Annotated in this window: 19 protein-coding genes; 3 read left to right on the top strand and 16 right to left on the bottom strand. The window is 44.1% G+C overall.

Features of this window, described 5'->3' with window-relative positions:
* Window position 1: 1 nt before the first annotated feature.
* The 16 genes from M3661_RS08805 to M3661_RS08880 form a co-directional block, all read right to left on the bottom strand.
* Complete coding sequence (locus M3661_RS08805) at window positions 2-2,539, bottom strand: hypothetical protein (protein ID WP_251483790.1); 2,538 nt, start codon at window positions 2,537-2,539, stop codon at window positions 2-4.
* Window positions 2,539-2,823, bottom strand: a complete 285-nt coding sequence (locus M3661_RS08810; RefSeq protein ID WP_142544007.1) for a ketopantoate hydroxymethyltransferase — start codon at window positions 2,821-2,823, stop codon at window positions 2,539-2,541. The genes M3661_RS08805 and M3661_RS08810 overlap by 1 nt, the downstream gene beginning before the upstream one ends.
* On the bottom strand, window positions 2,820-3,407 hold the full coding sequence (locus M3661_RS08815; protein ID WP_251483793.1) for a putative phage tail protein: 588 nt from the start codon (window positions 3,405-3,407) through the stop codon (window positions 2,820-2,822). The genes M3661_RS08810 and M3661_RS08815 overlap by 4 nt, the downstream gene beginning before the upstream one ends.
* Entirely contained in the window at window positions 3,400-4,476 is a 1,077-nt protein-coding gene (locus M3661_RS08820; RefSeq protein WP_251483796.1) for a baseplate J/gp47 family protein, read from the bottom strand. Before M3661_RS08820 ends, M3661_RS08815 begins: the two co-directional genes overlap by 8 nt.
* Window positions 4,457-4,882 (bottom strand): DUF2634 domain-containing protein, encoded by a 426-nt coding sequence (locus M3661_RS08825; RefSeq protein WP_251483798.1) that lies wholly within the window; start codon window positions 4,880-4,882, stop codon window positions 4,457-4,459. Before M3661_RS08825 ends, M3661_RS08820 begins: the two co-directional genes overlap by 20 nt.
* Window positions 4,879-5,217 (bottom strand): DUF2577 domain-containing protein, encoded by a 339-nt coding sequence (locus M3661_RS08830; protein ID WP_251483800.1) that lies wholly within the window; start codon window positions 5,215-5,217, stop codon window positions 4,879-4,881. Before M3661_RS08830 ends, M3661_RS08825 begins: the two co-directional genes overlap by 4 nt.
* Window positions 5,218-5,222: 5 nt before the next feature.
* The gene (locus tag M3661_RS08835; RefSeq protein WP_021254551.1) at window positions 5,223-6,191 is read right to left on the bottom strand and encodes an XkdQ/YqbQ family protein; all 969 of its coding nucleotides are present in this window, start codon (window positions 6,189-6,191) and stop codon (window positions 5,223-5,225) included.
* A gap of 16 nt (window positions 6,192-6,207) precedes the next feature.
* Window positions 6,208-6,936, bottom strand: a complete 729-nt coding sequence (locus M3661_RS08840; protein ID WP_251483804.1) for a LysM peptidoglycan-binding domain-containing protein — start codon at window positions 6,934-6,936, stop codon at window positions 6,208-6,210.
* Window positions 6,933-9,209 (bottom strand): hypothetical protein, encoded by a 2,277-nt coding sequence (locus M3661_RS08845; RefSeq protein WP_251483806.1) that lies wholly within the window; start codon window positions 9,207-9,209, stop codon window positions 6,933-6,935. The genes M3661_RS08840 and M3661_RS08845 overlap by 4 nt, the downstream gene beginning before the upstream one ends.
* 57 nt (window positions 9,210-9,266) lie before the next feature.
* Entirely contained in the window at window positions 9,267-9,932 is a 666-nt protein-coding gene (locus M3661_RS08850) for a hypothetical protein (RefSeq protein WP_251483808.1), read from the bottom strand.
* A 218-nt stretch (window positions 9,933-10,150) separates the two neighbouring features.
* A complete protein-coding gene (locus M3661_RS08855) occupies window positions 10,151-10,555 on the bottom strand; it encodes a phage tail assembly chaperone (RefSeq protein ID WP_021254547.1) in 405 nt (134 codons plus the stop codon).
* A 16-nt stretch (window positions 10,556-10,571) separates the two neighbouring features.
* Window positions 10,572-11,036 carry a phage tail tube protein gene (locus M3661_RS08860; protein ID WP_251483810.1) on the bottom strand — a complete coding sequence of 155 codons (465 nt, stop codon included), beginning with the start codon at window positions 11,034-11,036 and terminating at the stop codon, window positions 10,572-10,574.
* Window positions 11,037-11,048: 12 nt separating this feature from the next.
* Entirely contained in the window at window positions 11,049-12,365 is a 1,317-nt protein-coding gene (locus tag M3661_RS08865; RefSeq protein ID WP_251483812.1) for a phage tail sheath family protein, read from the bottom strand.
* A complete protein-coding gene (locus M3661_RS08870; RefSeq protein WP_251483814.1) occupies window positions 12,365-12,577 on the bottom strand; it encodes a hypothetical protein in 213 nt (70 codons plus the stop codon). Before M3661_RS08870 ends, M3661_RS08865 begins: the two co-directional genes overlap by 1 nt.
* Window positions 12,570-12,992: a phage tail terminator family protein gene (locus M3661_RS08875; protein ID WP_251483817.1), complete on the bottom strand. Its 423-nt coding sequence runs from the start codon at window positions 12,990-12,992 to the stop codon at window positions 12,570-12,572. Before M3661_RS08875 ends, M3661_RS08870 begins: the two co-directional genes overlap by 8 nt.
* Before the next feature lie 267 nt (window positions 12,993-13,259).
* The gene (locus M3661_RS08880) at window positions 13,260-13,682 is read right to left on the bottom strand and encodes an ArpU family phage packaging/lysis transcriptional regulator (RefSeq protein ID WP_251483820.1); all 423 of its coding nucleotides are present in this window, start codon (window positions 13,680-13,682) and stop codon (window positions 13,260-13,262) included.
* 272 nt (window positions 13,683-13,954) lie between these two features.
* Here M3661_RS08880 and M3661_RS08885 point away from each other — a divergent pair, with 272 nt between their 5' ends.
* The 3 genes from M3661_RS08885 to M3661_RS08895 all read left to right on the top strand — a co-directional run bounded on the left by M3661_RS08885 (window position 13,955) and on the right by M3661_RS08895 (window position 15,913).
* Window positions 13,955-14,386, top strand: a complete 432-nt coding sequence (locus M3661_RS08885; RefSeq protein ID WP_251483823.1) for a helix-turn-helix domain-containing protein — start codon at window positions 13,955-13,957, stop codon at window positions 14,384-14,386.
* Window positions 14,387-14,425: 39 nt separating this feature from the next.
* Window positions 14,426-14,860 carry an ImmA/IrrE family metallo-endopeptidase gene (locus M3661_RS08890; RefSeq protein WP_021254540.1) on the top strand — a complete coding sequence of 145 codons (435 nt, stop codon included), beginning with the start codon at window positions 14,426-14,428 and terminating at the stop codon, window positions 14,858-14,860.
* 102 nt (window positions 14,861-14,962) lie between these two features.
* Entirely contained in the window at window positions 14,963-15,913 is a 951-nt protein-coding gene (locus M3661_RS08895) for a GDP-mannose 4,6-dehydratase (protein ID WP_251483826.1), read from the top strand.
* Window positions 15,914-16,033: the final 120 nt, after the last annotated feature.

The following is a 16,033-nucleotide window of genomic DNA, read 5'->3' on the forward strand; positions in this document are numbered from 1 at the left end:
CTTATTGTTCTGCTAGAAACGAAATATTATTAATTGATAGATAGGCATTCGTATAATTATTATCGTTTTGTGTAATAATGACCCTTCCACCTGCTGTCACATCTATTCGAACTCCTCGAGGTACACCTCCAGGTTCAACACCTATTACATAAAAAATCAGTGTTCCCTTTGGACGATATCCGGTAGGAAGCAAAAACAGACTTGTCGATTGTGCTATTAGCCCATCCTTTATTAGCCCCTCTAAATGTACAACCCCGTTCTCATCTTTATAATAACGTGGATTCACATAACCATCGTTGTATGGTTTCCAATCGTTCAGCAGTGTTGGGGTAATCCAAGCGACAGCATTGTCCTTCTCTGCCTTCTGCGTTTCAACCACACTCAACCGCCGCTCTGCATCGCTTGCCCACGCGACCATATCCGTTACCGTGCCGCTTAGATTCGCCGCTATGCTACCGCTGATTGTCGCTGTTAGCGTTGGGTCTAGCATCGTATATGTAACGTGGTAGACTGCGGTTGGGTCGAAGTCTGACGGTAAAAATCTAACGTGCTGCTTGCCATATGCATTAGTATCATTTTCGACCTTTGCAGTATTATCAATTTGGTTGTTACGGTAAACCCTCGATATGAGTAATACCTTATTCTTTAGTAGGCTTCCACTTACTGCTGTATTGTTGATATAGTAATTTCCATTGGGCGAATAGTACGTAGGATTAGCCTTCTCCCGCAACACTACACCGCCACCGACTTCGACCATATTCCAGCCTTTTGAGAGCGTCAGGCCAGTTTCGTATTTACTAGCGGGTTCAGCGGTTGGCTTCGCTTTAAGATACTGGAGACGGTATGGCTGCCATGTCGTTGTAATCGGTGCTTGTGTCGTTGGTAACGTTTCTGTTCCTCCGGTGAGTCCGTCTGCTCCGAGAGGATGTCTATATGCCCAACTCTTATTTAATCCGTCTGCGCGATTATAAACGCTAGTAGCTCCCAAAGACTTATCGTACATACGCCAACCCATAAAATATGCCTTGATTTCGTCTGCTGACGGATTGTACTTGTCACCCCATCCACTGTCTTTGTTGGATATTCCTACGTAAAGATAACCCGTTCCTGGTTGGAGAATAAATGTATCTGAAGTTATTACGTGATAGTCAGGGATTAATCGAGTACCGTCATACTTAACCCCGAACATTTGAGCTATAGATTTACTTACCGCGTCAATAGGGAAATAGTTTGGAACACGCACTTGTTTTATTTCGGAGGACTTTGTGCTGAGTTCCCACGCCTCAAGCCCTGTTATGATAGACTTCTTCCACGACTCTTGCACATATGGCAATCCATCATCACCCTTGAACAAGACGTCCGCATTCGTCCCGTCTACCGGATTAGCAGCAAGCTGGCATTCGGCTGCCCATATGGAACGTGATTGTGGTGTGAATGGAATAGGAAGTGAGTGATTTCCCTGTAGAACAATAGGATTTTTAACTACTCCAACTTCAGCAACGATAAACACACGAACTTTTTGAAGGTTACCACTGTAAAATCCTCCACCATTTGCAGTTAAAGGTAAAACAGTAACGGCTTCTCCAACGTCTGTAATCCTCATACGTATACCATCAGTTCCTTCAAAGCTGAGAGTGTAGTCCGTATTTGGTAGAACATCAATATCTACATGCGTCCATATTCCCACAGGCTCCATTTCAGAGTGATACTCATACCTACCAGCGATCTTTCCCTTTGTGTTAATATGACTCCACTGCGTAAATGGTGGAAGTAGATTACCAGATGTACCGATAGCATAAGGATTCGCTACGTTGGTCATCGAATCAACGTATGGATAACGTGCTGCAACTTGTTCGATTGTCATCGATCCGATAGCGTTATACTCAGCTTCTGTAATTGAGTATAGACGCACGTCGTCGATAATACCGCCATTCCATTGGCCATTACCCGTCAAGTCAATTCGGTATGAGTTGCCACTCTTTACTGGAAAGCGCATATGCACGAGATTAAATTTTGTAGTATCTGTTAACATCGGAGCGTTAGTGATTATTTTCTCTTCAGTATCGTCTTTTTCTACAACTTGCAGTGATATGCCGCCATTGGCTGGCTTCATTACTGCCACTAGCAATAGATGAGTATGACCTTCTGCACCGTAGTCTCTGAATGGAAATCCCGATATACGACGATCTTTCGCATGGGCTGATTTTGCAAAGAATCCCTTACCTGTATTTCCTTCTACTAACGCCATATCACTGGCAAGTCCATTCACGATATACCAACCATCAGGAAAGCCATCACCGTTAGAATCACTCTCACAAGCTCCCGCATAACCTAACAAATTTATCAACGTCCGCCCGCGAATCTCCCCCATGCGGAAAGGGGTATCCTCAGGGACATCCACGATTTGCACACCTGGCTTCAACGTAATGTCCTTATACTCCGCTACATGGGCGTCCTTCAGGCCTTGCTCGATGCGGTTCAGATCCTTTTCCGTGACGGTGTCGTCGTACTTCCAGTTAGTCTTCGCCTCGTATGGCATTAGGCCACCTCCTTCACTGTAATCGGCTGCTTGATGATCGTATCGGACGTGAGCGGTATGTAGACGTCATTCGACGTCAGTACCGTGCCGTCAGCAGCCCGAAGCTCAATCAGCGATACGCTGTCCACAGATCCCAGCGGAATCATATATTCCAGATTGACGACACTCTTCGATACTTGCTTCACCGTAAACTCAGTAATCTCATACTTTTTATTCAGCACAACCTTGGCAATTCGCGTGTTGACATGGGTCGCCAGTTCTGCCAGCAACGTTGATTCGATCATTTGATCTGCACCTCCGGCCCACGCTCGGCAAATGGCGAACGCCCCAGCTTCCACGTCGTCGAAAGCCTTGTCGTCCGCTTCAAATCCGAGCGATATATGTTCTCATTCACTTCTACATTGGATAGCAGTGCCGTCTCCTGTTGATAGACCAAGTTGGCAGGCTTCACTGCGTATACCGTGTGCCCAACCTCCTTGAATACGGCGGCATCCGTAATGTTGGCAACGATGCGCAGCAGGAAGGCGTCCGCATCTATAACAGCCCGCGCCTTGTCCTTGCCGAGCAAAAAATCCAGCTTCTCCTGCAAATACCGGATTGTAAACGGCGGCTTCGTCGTGTAGCGGTTGATAATCCGTCTGCGCCGGAAATCGATCGATTCCGCATCGCGATCCGGGAGAATATTCAGCATCCGCTCGCGCCTAGCAATCGCATCCTCGCTTGCTGTCATGACGAATTGATCGTCGAACAGCCTCTGCATGGCGGCCAGCAGTTTCTCCTTCTCTCCATCCTGCGTTTCCATAAGCAGAACCATTTCCTTCACGTCATGGTAAAAGTCAGGCAAACGCTTGAGTAACGGTTCAGCCATTTAAGGTCACCGCCCCCATGACCGGCAGCTCTTCCGTGTCCAGCTCCACATTGGCTCCCTTGCCGTTTAGCTTCGTGTCTGCAATATCCGCAATACCCTTTACATTCAGGATACGGGCTTCCAGCTGACTTACACGCACGACGGTTCGGTCTTCCTCTTTCCAGCTCATACGCAGCGTCCGCAGGTAATCGGCGATCACTTTTTCAACATCCGCCTTCACCTGTGACACGGATATTCCCGCTTCAAGTGTAAGCGTCGTCGATACATGAATGCTTACGGACACTGCGCCCTTAATGGTGACGGTATGGCCGATCGGCGCGAAGCCCATCCCCTTCCCTTGATTCACCTCTGGGTCGATGATCGTCTGCACATCCTTCACCAGTTCAGCAGATGGAGATTCGAAGCTGCTCGAAATGATGGTGCACTTTACCGTGCCCCCGCCTTTCCATACCGGGAATATTTTCACGCCGCCAACGCCTGAAAGAGAGGTTATTTTATGACGATAATCTGATAGATTTCCTCCGAAGGGCTGTTCATTCATTGCAGCAAAATACCGTTTTCTAAGGGTCTCGTCATCCTCTACATCTTCACCTGGTGTAATAATATCTGAGATTTGTGCTCGAGCGAGTTTGCTTACATAATCGATTGGCAACAACTGTCCGTAATACTCATTTCCAATGTTTCCATTCGTTTCAGCTTTAATTTCAAATATGCCTGCTCCCAGTCTTTTAGTAACAATGTAATTTACGGAACCGCCGCTATAACGTGAACCTATAGGCACATCCAATGGTACGGTCGCTTCGTCAAAGAACACTGCTTTTCGTTTAGCTGCTGTTGACGGTTTTCTACTCACTCCGAATTCAGCAGCTCGACGAGTCAAATATTCTCCAGTTGCTGTATCAGCAAATAGCAAATTCCGTTCGATCTCCATGTCGATGTACATTTGTGCCATTTCCCAAGCTGCAGGAGCAAGCGCATCGTATATGATGCTGCCTTCACGTTTATCTACCTCATCCGAGACACGCGATAGCATGCGGTCCAATATAGTCTCAAACGAATGATCCCCCATCCCTGCTCACCTCACTTTCCATAGAGATTTCACCAAAAGTACTTACTACAACAAAACTTACCGTGGCTGCTTCTCCATCTGTCGTTATGTCAAAATTTTCTAAAGACATTATGCGATCATCTTGGAGCAAAGCCTCCTGAATACGACGTTTTAACTCGGAGCGAACAAAGGAAGCATCACTGCCTACTAATCCCTCTTGTTCAAAACCATAATTAAAACTGTAAATGAGATGCTCATATCGTTCGGTCGACAGTATTTTTTGAATTGCTTGACGTATAGCCTCAGTTCCATCTACTTTCCCAATGATACGGCCATTCTCGAAATCGATCCGATACGTTAAAGAAGACATCTCACTATCAATTAAATCTGATGTATCCGCCTGCAAGCTAGAACCTGTCGGTATCATGCCCCCACCACCTTGTCCAAAACTAGATATTGCTGACCGCCTTGGACGCGAAGAAGTATCACCTTATCCCCTTTTTCCAACCCCGTTCTTATGATAACTTTATCGCCCAATGCGGTTGCTGTACCTCCTACTCCAATTATGGTGTGACTATGCTTCAAATCAATCTCATACTTAGTCAAGCTCTCTGGAATAATTAAAAAATCCTCGTCGAGTATGAACCGTTGATCCACAGTTACCTCGAGAGGATTGTCATTTACTACTGTCCCAAATGTTATCCCTACGGGAACAGAAGCTTCGTTAGCATCCATTGCTGCACGCTTAATCATATTTAGCATTCGCATCATATCACCTTCAACTCAAGCGTCATCGTATGGTCAGAGCCATCAAATTTGTGAGTGCATTCATCTACAAGCATCAATTGCCGTAATCCGACCGCTTGTATTTCAATATGAATATAGCACCCAGAGCGGACATTTAGATCCCCAATCGCATCAATTCTTAGCGTTCGAGTCGGGCGATTCTTCGCCTTAATGGTAGCATCCAGAATCTGATTAATTTGCGCCGGGTTTAAGCCTTCATCAACCTTCTTATAGTACTTAAGCAAGCCCCATTTACTAATATTGCTGGAATCTTGAGCAACGTATGCTTCACTCTTTTTCAGCTCTTTCTTATCTTGTACGAGAACAACCTGATTAAAGGTATCCTTATCGATCGATATTCCGTATGAGAAATCCGTCATCAGGCTCTCGTCGCCGATTGCTTTCATTACGGTCATGTCCTTTATGTGTTTGAGCGTTAATGAACCAAAATCATCATAAAATACATATACACCGTACCCGGCCATCGTCGTTTGCTCCAGCACATCATAAATCATATCGAGTAATTTTTTGGATTCATGAAGCGTTTTGGGCAGCTTGTACTTTGTATCCGCGATCATGCCCGATTTGAGTCCGAAATCTGCTGCGATCTGCTTAATGATATGACCTGCCGTAACGCCCTTAAAAACCCGAGAATCAGAAGCATCAAGATATCGAATTTGATCATATGCCGTAATCTGAACGGCATCATCCATATCGTACCTCAGTTCAAACACATACCCGTAAAACATAGGAGAAGATTTGTATTTGACTGATACGACTGATCCAGGCTCTATCTTGAATTCTTTTGCTTGATAAAGTCCATCGCGGATCACTGTAAAAGTCAATGTACCTGCCTTACCTACGCGGACTGTTCTCCAGTTTACACTCGTAACAATTTCAGAAATATCCCAAATAGACCCGTCCTTGTTCTCAAGGAGAATTTGTAACATGACCTATCCTCCTTCATTACTTTGCTGGCAGCTTCAATACTTGACCAATCTGCAACTTCTTTACTTGTGCATCAGAAATATGGTTAAGTTCTTTAATTTCACGCCAACGATTAGCATTTCCTAATTGAGACTTCGCCACTGAGGATAGAGTATCGCCTTTCTTCAACTTATACGTTTTGGGAGCTTTTTTTTGGTCAGGCCGCTGCTTTTCTTTTTTTACTATTTTATTGGTTTCAGGCTTTTTAGGATCTTTAACAATCGTTGCTTTCTTAGCCGAGTAAAAGCGATATTCTTTCAAACTTAGCTTGTACTGGACACACCCCGTTACTTCTTCCCAATAGTCAAATGATTCTACCGTGGCGGCTACATTAATATCAAACTCTCCAGTATAAACAAATCGAATTGGGTGCTGCGTTTTCATCCATTTCGTAATAGTATCGATATAATACTCTGGTTCAAGCATCAAGTTGCTCACCCAATGATTTGGGTTAGAAAGTGAAGTTGGAAACTCACTCTCAAAACTATATTTTCTTAATCTTGGTGATTTGATTACAGCAATTTCTCCAAATTTCGCAATCTCATAAGTCTTGTTCTCGTTCCCACTATTCACTTCAATTCTTGGTGGATTCACAGGAATTTGAAATCCCTCTTTCTGATTATTGAATCCAAGCCAAATTCCATATCCCAGCGCATCCTTCTTTTGTTGTTTGGAAAAATAGGAAAGTACATGATAAAGCTTTTTCAATATCCATACACCCCTTGCGCTGCTCCAATAAATTGCTCCTCCAGCTTATTCTCAATTTGATTGATGATCGTATTGATATCCGTAGAATGGTTAATATCTCCCGTCGTGACCTGAACAGTTGGCGTTAGAGTCACAAAATTTTGAACATGCCGCATTTCAGCAAGCTCACGCATGACTTTAATATCTTCGCTGCCAATTTCAACTGGTTCTTCTATTTTGCCGACAGAATCAACTTTTCCTATATTATCCATTTTTGTAGGAGTTATTGGTTCATAATTTATCTTATCAATGTTCTTTGAGAGTTCATCAAGCTTCTTTTGTCTCTTTTCCTCCTCAAACTTGGTATTTAAATGATTTAAAGCAGACATCTTATCAGCAGGATTTATATTTGTATGACGAACTAGTGTTTTTTCCTTTTTTGTCGTAGATGGTAATAAATCTTCTCCTTTTACAGGGCTGTCCCAAAGATAGCTCCACTTTAGCCCTTTTAAAGCCGTTGCAAAATTCTCAAGCTTTGGTGCAGAACTTGGAATAAGATTATTTGAAACAATTTCATCTCTGGTAAGCGGAACATCCCTTTCAACAATGCTTTCTTCCCATAACTTCCCTGTTTTATCTTTGATATATTTTACATCATCATATACGACGGTTCCGCCGCCTTCAGGGTTAAGTGTCACTTCATTAGGGATTTTTGCAGTTCCCGTAGCAGCATTCACTGTTCTCGCTTTCTCTATTGCACTTTTAGCCATGTTACGAAGATTTTTCTCAATATTTTGACAGGCCATAACTGTCGTTGCATCCATCGCCAGCATGCTCCCATTCCACATATTGGCAGCATCTATAGATGCATTTCCTGAAGACAAAGCTATACCGGCTATGTCGGCTAATACCATTACTAAACCAACTACACTAGCAGCCTTAAGCGCTATGCTCAAACCTCGAACCGCCCACGATAATCCATTTACTGCTCTATTTGCTATATTAGTAGCAGTGGCCATCACCCCTGTAGCTGTGGCTTGTTGCATCGCACTCCCCACACACATTTGGGATTGGATAATTTGAGTAGATTGACTCACTGTTAAAGCAGTTGTGCTGGCAGAAGTTCGATTAATCCAACCACTTAGAATCGCCAATCCTTGGCTGGCTGCTCCAAGAACCGGAACAATTATTTTACTTGATAAAGCTACTAGCCCTAAAATGGATGCAATACTTAATAATCGAGGCGATATAAGCTGGGTGAGGAAATTAACCGCTCTCCCCCCCTCATTCAGCCATTGAATAAACTCAATAAATTTAGTTGTTACAGTCGCAATCGTGGAACCCAAGCTCATAAAAAAGGTTTGCCCTTGAGTCGATTGAAGCCATTGATTAAGTCTTTCTAGCTGGGGAGCCAACAATTGCATAGCCGTCATACCAGCTTCAGCTAATGAATTCTTGAATCCATTCATAGCCGCTTCCGCTTTCATCGCAGGGGTATCCATTAACAATTTGTATTGCTTTTCACCCATGGACATGTATTCTAGCATTTCTTTAGATTTCTGGATAAAATTGTCTAAATCTCCTGATTTCGCAGCATCCACAATTCCAAATTTTTTCTCAATTACACTTTTAGGAATATCCATTTGTTTTGATAATGGTGATGAATCCCCGCCCATAAGACTTTTTATTGCCTCTGCTGCTCCAGCAGAGCCTTTTCCACTTACGTCGAATGCGGCAATCTGCTGGGATAATTTCATTAGATCATTTACCTGCCGGGGATTTTTAACCTGCGGTATAAAAGACATTCCTAACTTCATTTGATCATTGAAATTAGTTCCCGTTTTTCGCGCAGTCTTTTTCCAGTCTTGAATATAATACTTGCCTAACTCTGGAGAACCAGCTCTCGCCATAACGAGCTGCTCCATTTTATTCAACGACATCGCATCTCCAACCGCTGAACTATAAATCCTCTTCCCCGCTTTTAATCCGACTTTCCAATAATCATTCTTATTGAGCTTCCTTATTTCATCAATTAATTGTTTTTGTTCTTCGGCTCCTTGCTTAATCGCATTATTGAAATTGGTCTGATTCTTTGTCCCCTGGCGAATTTCCGCATTCACCTTGCTCTGTTGCATATAAAATTTTTGTCTTGTGGTTACCGCTTCAGCCTCAAGCGTTATTAACCTTTCTTGCGCAGATGACAATGTATTTACTACTTTCGCGCGCACATTGAGCTGCTTATAAACTCGCTCAGCCACCATAATGACCTGATTCATTTCTGCTATTCCATTCATTTGCATCCTCCCTTCTTTCATGAAATGAAAAACCACCCTCGAATGAGGGTGGTTCATTTATTCTTTCGTGCCATCGGCATAAATGATTTCTTTTATCGTATAGACCAACTTAACTTTACTTGCTCTCCATAAATCCTTTGACCCCTCAGTAAAAGGCGACACCTCGACTTGATATGCTTGGGTTACCTTTTCACCTTTTTGGAGCCCCTCGTCATAGGTTATGCCTGAAGTAAATATGGACTCACCGAACGCATCAAGAAGAGTGAAGCTAGCTTTAAACGCCGAAATAGGCTTACCTGAGTTATTCGTCATTCGATAGTCAATTCGAATAACATCATTATAGATTCCCTTTTGGACACTAAAAGGGTAATTCTCTTTTTTAACCAGCTCTATTTTAATTCTTTTTGTTCGTTCCTTGCTGAGAGCAACTTGCTTTTCTCTCTCTTCATTAGCTTGTTTACCTTCTTCTATTTTTTCCATGGTAATGCGAGTTGATTCTTTTATGATCTGCCCTACTGTCTTACCTGCAATCGTCATTCTTCCTTCTCTTTCATAAACCTCTGCCATTGAGAGGCTCAGGAGATCTGAACTAGTTACCTCTGATTGAGGGCCAGATATCCTATCGATAATTTCATTTGTATAAGGCTCATCATAAATGCTCGTTGTACATCCGGTAAGTATAAGCACTAGAATAACTATAGAAAAGACAAAATATTTTCTCATCTTTCTCCCCCTGATTGTTATAGTTAAATTGTACCATAACATCAGGGAGATTTATCAAGTATTCTTCCGTATCTTCTTTTCCGCTTTAATCCGAATATCGATCATGGCGATTACCGTTGCCTGTTTACGTGGAGACCACCCCATGAAATCCCACGGCATTACTCCTAGTTCGTGGAGTGCATAATAAGAATAATTCGCCATGGGGTCGCCGCCATCGATTAGTTTTTTACTTGCTCAATCAATTCACTAATATCTTCATCCATGCCATTCAGTGCTTGTACTACCGAAGACAGTTTAGAATATTCCCCGGCCGTAAGCATTGATTTTAGAAGAACATCGTCTCCCATTACGCCGTAACTTTTTTGAAGCTCCGCCGATTTTAAATCAGGAAATACTACACTTGCCGCAGTAAGCTTTGCAATATAAAGGGTTCCATCGAATTCGGTTTCCCCTTTTTTTCGTACTGTTGCTTGCTGCTGCAACTCCGCATTCTCTTCTGCTGTAATTGTTCGAATCTTCCACGGGACTGCCTTTCCAGCATCATCTTTGAATCGTTCAGAAATAATAACTTCTTTTTCTTTCCTAACTGCCACATTTTCGCGTAAAAAAGCTTTGAAACTCATTTTTTCTCCTCCTCAACTAACCAAGAATCGGTGCTTTAAATGAATCCTGCAAAACTACATCTTCAAACGTAAATTCGACTTCTTCTTCCAATACCTGACTACCTGTATCCAGTTTTGCAATGACGACACTGTTCAGGTTCACGTCTTTTAAAGTTACAGTCTGTTTGCCAATTGAAGAGGTAGGATCTTCATTCGTAATCATAATGTCAAAATAGGTGTCTCTTCCGTTCGCTACATAGTTATACATCAATTGTCGGAACTCTGTTGTTACGTAGTATATTGTCATGCTGCCAGTCCCTTTCCAACCTGCAGCTTTATGCTGTGTTCCGCGTCTTCCCAGCGAGTTTACTTCAACTTTATTTTTTTCGATCTTTGCTTCTAGTGTTTTAACATAAAACATTTCTACGTTTCGTCCATTAATAGTCGCAAATGCACGACCCTCTTGTCCCGATATTGTATCTCTTGCTTTTAAATAACCCATGAACAATCCCTCCTATTGTAATGTTGCTTTTAGATAAATTTTTTCTACAGAGTCCACTGGCTGGATATGCAGTTCACAATAGATAGCGTCTACTTCGTCTCCAACTAAGATGACGACATCCGTTTGACTATCGAAGTTTTGGATTGCCGAAGCTCCCTGCAAGCTATTCAAGTAGGAAATACATTCATTTTTAAATAGATTTCTACCGTCATCGTTATTGTTAACTTTGCCAATGTATGATTTCTCGAAGATCGATTTTATATCATTTCCAATGGCGTCTAGCACTCGAATGACTCTATTTTTGGCGAACTGACGCCCTTTTTCCGGTGTATATGCAATAAAAGTATTGATATCTTGTTCCACTACAGCTCGTCCATTATTTTGAACGAACAACAATTCACCATTTTTTAGTGCTTCTTCTATTTTGGAGTTCGTATATTTTTTATCTACATCCACCGCATCGTCATAAGCGGTGTAGGTGAGAGATTCATTCACACCAGCTGCCGCGGTTGCTGCTGCTACCCATGCAGTTGCTTTTACTTCATCTAGAACAGTGCCATCCGATAAAACAACACCGTTTTTCACGCTGATCACGCCTTCGGAATTAGCTGCTGGATAATTAGGCATTACAATTTGTACTTTTTTACCTTCCTTTTCTCGAAGCCGTTTTACGAAGGAAGTATAAACAGATTTAAGCGACTGTTCATCATTAGGCAGTGCCATGGCATTAAAATCGTAAACCTCAATTGCTTCCAAATAATCCATATGATCTTGATTGGTTACTGTCCCATTACTTCCTCCGGTAAGAGGAAGACCCGCTGTCGCTTCCAACTCTCCATTCCCACTAAAACCGACATACGCGTTGCCTACGAGCTCTTCGATTTTATGAACTGTTTCCGTATAAACGGGTGTGCCAGCAAACACGGTAATGACATCGAACTTCTTATCATCATCAATGTTTTTTTGGATAACAACCTTAATGTCGTTACCACGGCTACCATTATATCTTGCTGTTGCCGTTAATGATCCCACCGTAGCCTTCGAGGCAACACCAGTATTTAAGCGATAGAGAAGTATTTTGTGGGCTCGTTTCATTGCCTCTTTAACAAGCTGAAGTTCTGGTGCTGTAATATCATAACCAAGTAAATCTCGAACATTATCACCAGCAGAAATCTCAATTACTTTTTTAGATGGGCCCCAGCTCATAGCCAAGGGAAAAGTAACAATCCCACGCTCACCCAGGGTTCCAACCGATTTCCCTTCACTTACTACATTCACATATACGCCTGGTCTTACCTTGTTCTGCGTCGACCATGTTCCTCCAGCCATTACATTACCTCCTGAATTCGAAATTGGTGTAGCAGAGTATCAATCTGCTCCTTCGTGTACTGCTCATTGCTCGCCAGAAGCGCATGCAGCATGTCTCGCTCGCCTGCACTCCAGCATGCTGCTTGGAGCCACTGCTCCTTCGCAAAAGCGAATTCGCCCGCAGCCTCGGCATGTTCCACATTGCGCTTGTCCTGCTTGTTTACATTAGACATCTCGAATGCGTCCCTCCTGCTTCATGGCATTCATCTTGCTCATTTCCTCTCGGGAACGTGTCAGCATGTACTCATACTGCACTTGGAACCGTAGCTTGCGTTCCACGATCTCATGCTTCCAGCCTGTCCCCCTGCATAAGCCGCCGCCTGCTTCAATCAGTTCCAGCGCATCATACAGCGCATCCGCAACATCATGAACGGAAGCAGCCTTTGCATCGGGATAATACTCGACCTCGATGGCTGCTCGCGCTTGATAACGGCCTTCGCCTGCACGAGTCCGTTCCCCTTGAACGAGTTTCACGACCAAGCAGGGCGCTAACTCATTCGTTCGTTCTTCTGACTCCAACACCGGGATGTCTGGGTAACGTTCCCGCACCCGACTCATCACCCCCTGCCGAATCTCGCTGCTTCGCAAGCCTTCACCTCCTGTCCTGCGGTACAAAAAAACCGTTATACAGCTTCGCCGCAAACGGTTCTCCCTTCCTCCCTGCAAGGTTGTCCTGCCCCCATGCCCACAACCTCACACTATCATCTTAGCACCTTGTCCCGTCCACCAGTGTGCCAGCATCCGGCCAGCGGGAGGTCACTGCGATCTCATATGCAATACATCATAGTCCTCGTCCTTGCAAGACACGACATTCTGTTTCTGAGATGCTCAGCTATCCTGGAATGACATCATGCATCAATCTTCGAATACTTCGATTCCAAGCATAAAGGCCAGCTCGGTAATTGCCCGTGCTTTGATTCTGCGAAATGTGCGCTCACTTACATTCAAGTCAAAGCAAAGCAGATAATCTGGCTTCTGTACATGTGGATTGAGATAACAGTTCTCTATTAGTTCGCGCTCCATGTCGCCTAGATGTACGACCGCCTTCATGACATTGTCGTGTACCGTTTTCATGTATGCTTCCTTGTCCACATTGTGCAGGGCAATCTCTTCTACTGGCTTGCCTACCTGATTCGTCGCACCATGGAATCTCGGTTCATAGGAAGTCGTCATTTTCATCTCTCTTCGTACGATGCCTGTTCTTTTGTACAAACGAGCCATAGATAAATACTGCTCCACCATTTTTCGCGTAGCCGACCGATTCACCGTTGCCAACATCCTCATCGCTCCCCATATGAAAGTTATTAGTAGTAACACAATTATGAAATAAAGTTATTTAAAATAACGTGTAATAAAAAAAGAATTGTTCTACTGAACTTGGCCTTGTGTTGTGTAAAACAACATTATAGAATGATGCTGTTCATTCTAAACAACTCACCGATAATTATTGCGAACACCTGTTCCTGTGTGGTACACTGCAAGCATACCATGCTCATAAAATGAACGTCAATCTTGAATTTATGAACATATGTAAAATAAGGGTGGTAGCCATGTCCGTAACGAACAAAGAACTTGTAGGTTCCCGTATTAAGGAGCTGCGGCTCAAGCAAGGCTTATCGCAAGACGATGTTGCCCACGCGCTCGGTATGAAACGCGCCAATGTAGCCAACTACGAAGCAGGACGCACGACGCCGCCGAGCGATATCATCGGCAGACTTGCCGATCTGCTGCATACATCGAGCGATTACTTGCTAGGCCGTATCGATAATTCGATGCCGCTGGCCTTAACTTCATCTGATTCTATTCCTGAATGGGCCACATGGAGAGATAAGAAGGATTTCCGCCAGTTGCTGGAGGAAGATTCAGAAATTATGTTCGATGGCGTTCCCATCGAGGATGAAGACCGTGAACGGGTGCTTCAAGTGTTGGAGGCCTTGTTCTGGGATGCGAAGAAGCGCAATAAGCGCAAGCCCCGGGGCTGAACATAGCTCAATGACTAACCTATCCGCGAGGTGCATCTCATGGATGTAGAGAAGATTGTACGATCATTAATTCGAAAATATAAAACGAACTGTCCTTTTCAGCTTGCGCAATATTTGAACATTCAAGTACGAACAGCTGATCTCGGGAAATCAACGCGCGGCCTCTACTTCCATAAGCTCCGACGCCGCTATATTGTCATTAATTCGGAATTGCCGTTCGAATGGCAGCGATTCGTGTGCGCTCACGAGCTCGCTCATGACAGACTACATAAAGGCATCGGGCATTTCTTTACCGAACAGCATACGCTGTTCCATGTTGGCAAGTTCGAGCGCCAAGCCAATCAGTTCGCTCTGCTTCTGCTGCTGCATGATCAAGAGTGCTTGCTGGGGGAAACCCGGGAGATGTACTGTGCGCGCAATGATATTCCAGCTGAACTAGCTAGGTTCCTTCCTACAGATTCGGAGCAAGAATAAATCGGTACGAATGCCGTCACCAATTTCAGCCTACTCCACATAGTATAGGGTAATGCCGAACTATGGGTGTATGTTATCAACCTGAGAGGTGAGATCAGTTACATGAAGGCACTTGTCACCGGGATCTCCGGATTCGTAGGAAGTCATATGGCGGAATTTTTGCTGGACAAAAATGTAGAGGTAATCGGCACGATTCGCAATCGCAGCCGCCTAGAACACATTCGCCACATTCTGCCCGATATTCATCTGGCAGAATGTGAGCTCCGCGATGCATTCTCTGTAGAAACGCTCATTACAAATGAGAAGCCGGATCTTATTTTTCATTTGGCCGCTCAGAGCTTCGTCCCTACCTCCTGGAACTCGCCTGCAGATACAATCTACAACAACGTTGCGGGTCAATTAAATATCTTCGAAGCGGTAAGGCGCATTGATCTGGATTGTAAAATTCAAATTGCCTGCTCCAGTGAGGAATACGGTCATGTAGAGCCGCACGAAACTCCGATACGTGAAGAAAACCCCCTCCGTCCGTTAAGTCCATATGCCGTGAGCAAAGCAGCTCAAGACTACCTTGGCTATCAATATCATAAGAGCTACGGTCTCCATGTCATCCGGACGAGAACCTTCAACCATACGGGTCCACGCCGTGGTGAACAATTCGTTACGTCCAACTTCGCGAAGCAAATCGCTGAAATTGAAAAGGGCGTTCGTCCGCCTACTGTCCATGTGGGCAATTTGGAAGCGAAGCGCGATTTTACCGACGTACGCGATATTGTCCGCGCTTATTGGCTCGCGCTGGAGCGCGCTGAAGCTGGAGACTGCTATAATATTGCATCCGGCTCTTGCGTCACGATTCGGGAAATGCTCGATATGCTGCTGGCTAAATCGGATATTACGATCGACATTGTGCCAGATCCGAGCCGCATGCGTCCATCCGACGTCGAGATTCTGCTTGGCGATCATTCGAAATTTACAGAACATACAGGCTGGAAGCCAGAAATTCCTCTCGATCATACCCTCGAAGACTTGCTGAACTACTGGCGCGAGCGCGTATAGACTAGTTGCAAGCCCCCGCCATAAGCCGATGCGACCGCTTCATCCGTCCACTGAGGTCGGTCGCATATTCTTTCTCTTCGTTCCATATGGAACGGATGAATATGGTAGAATAGAGGATAA

The sequence above is a fragment of the Paenibacillus sp. MER 180 genome, assembly GCF_023713665.1.
GTDB classification, from domain to species: Bacteria; Bacillota; Bacilli; order Paenibacillales; family Paenibacillaceae; genus Paenibacillus_B; species Paenibacillus_B suaedae.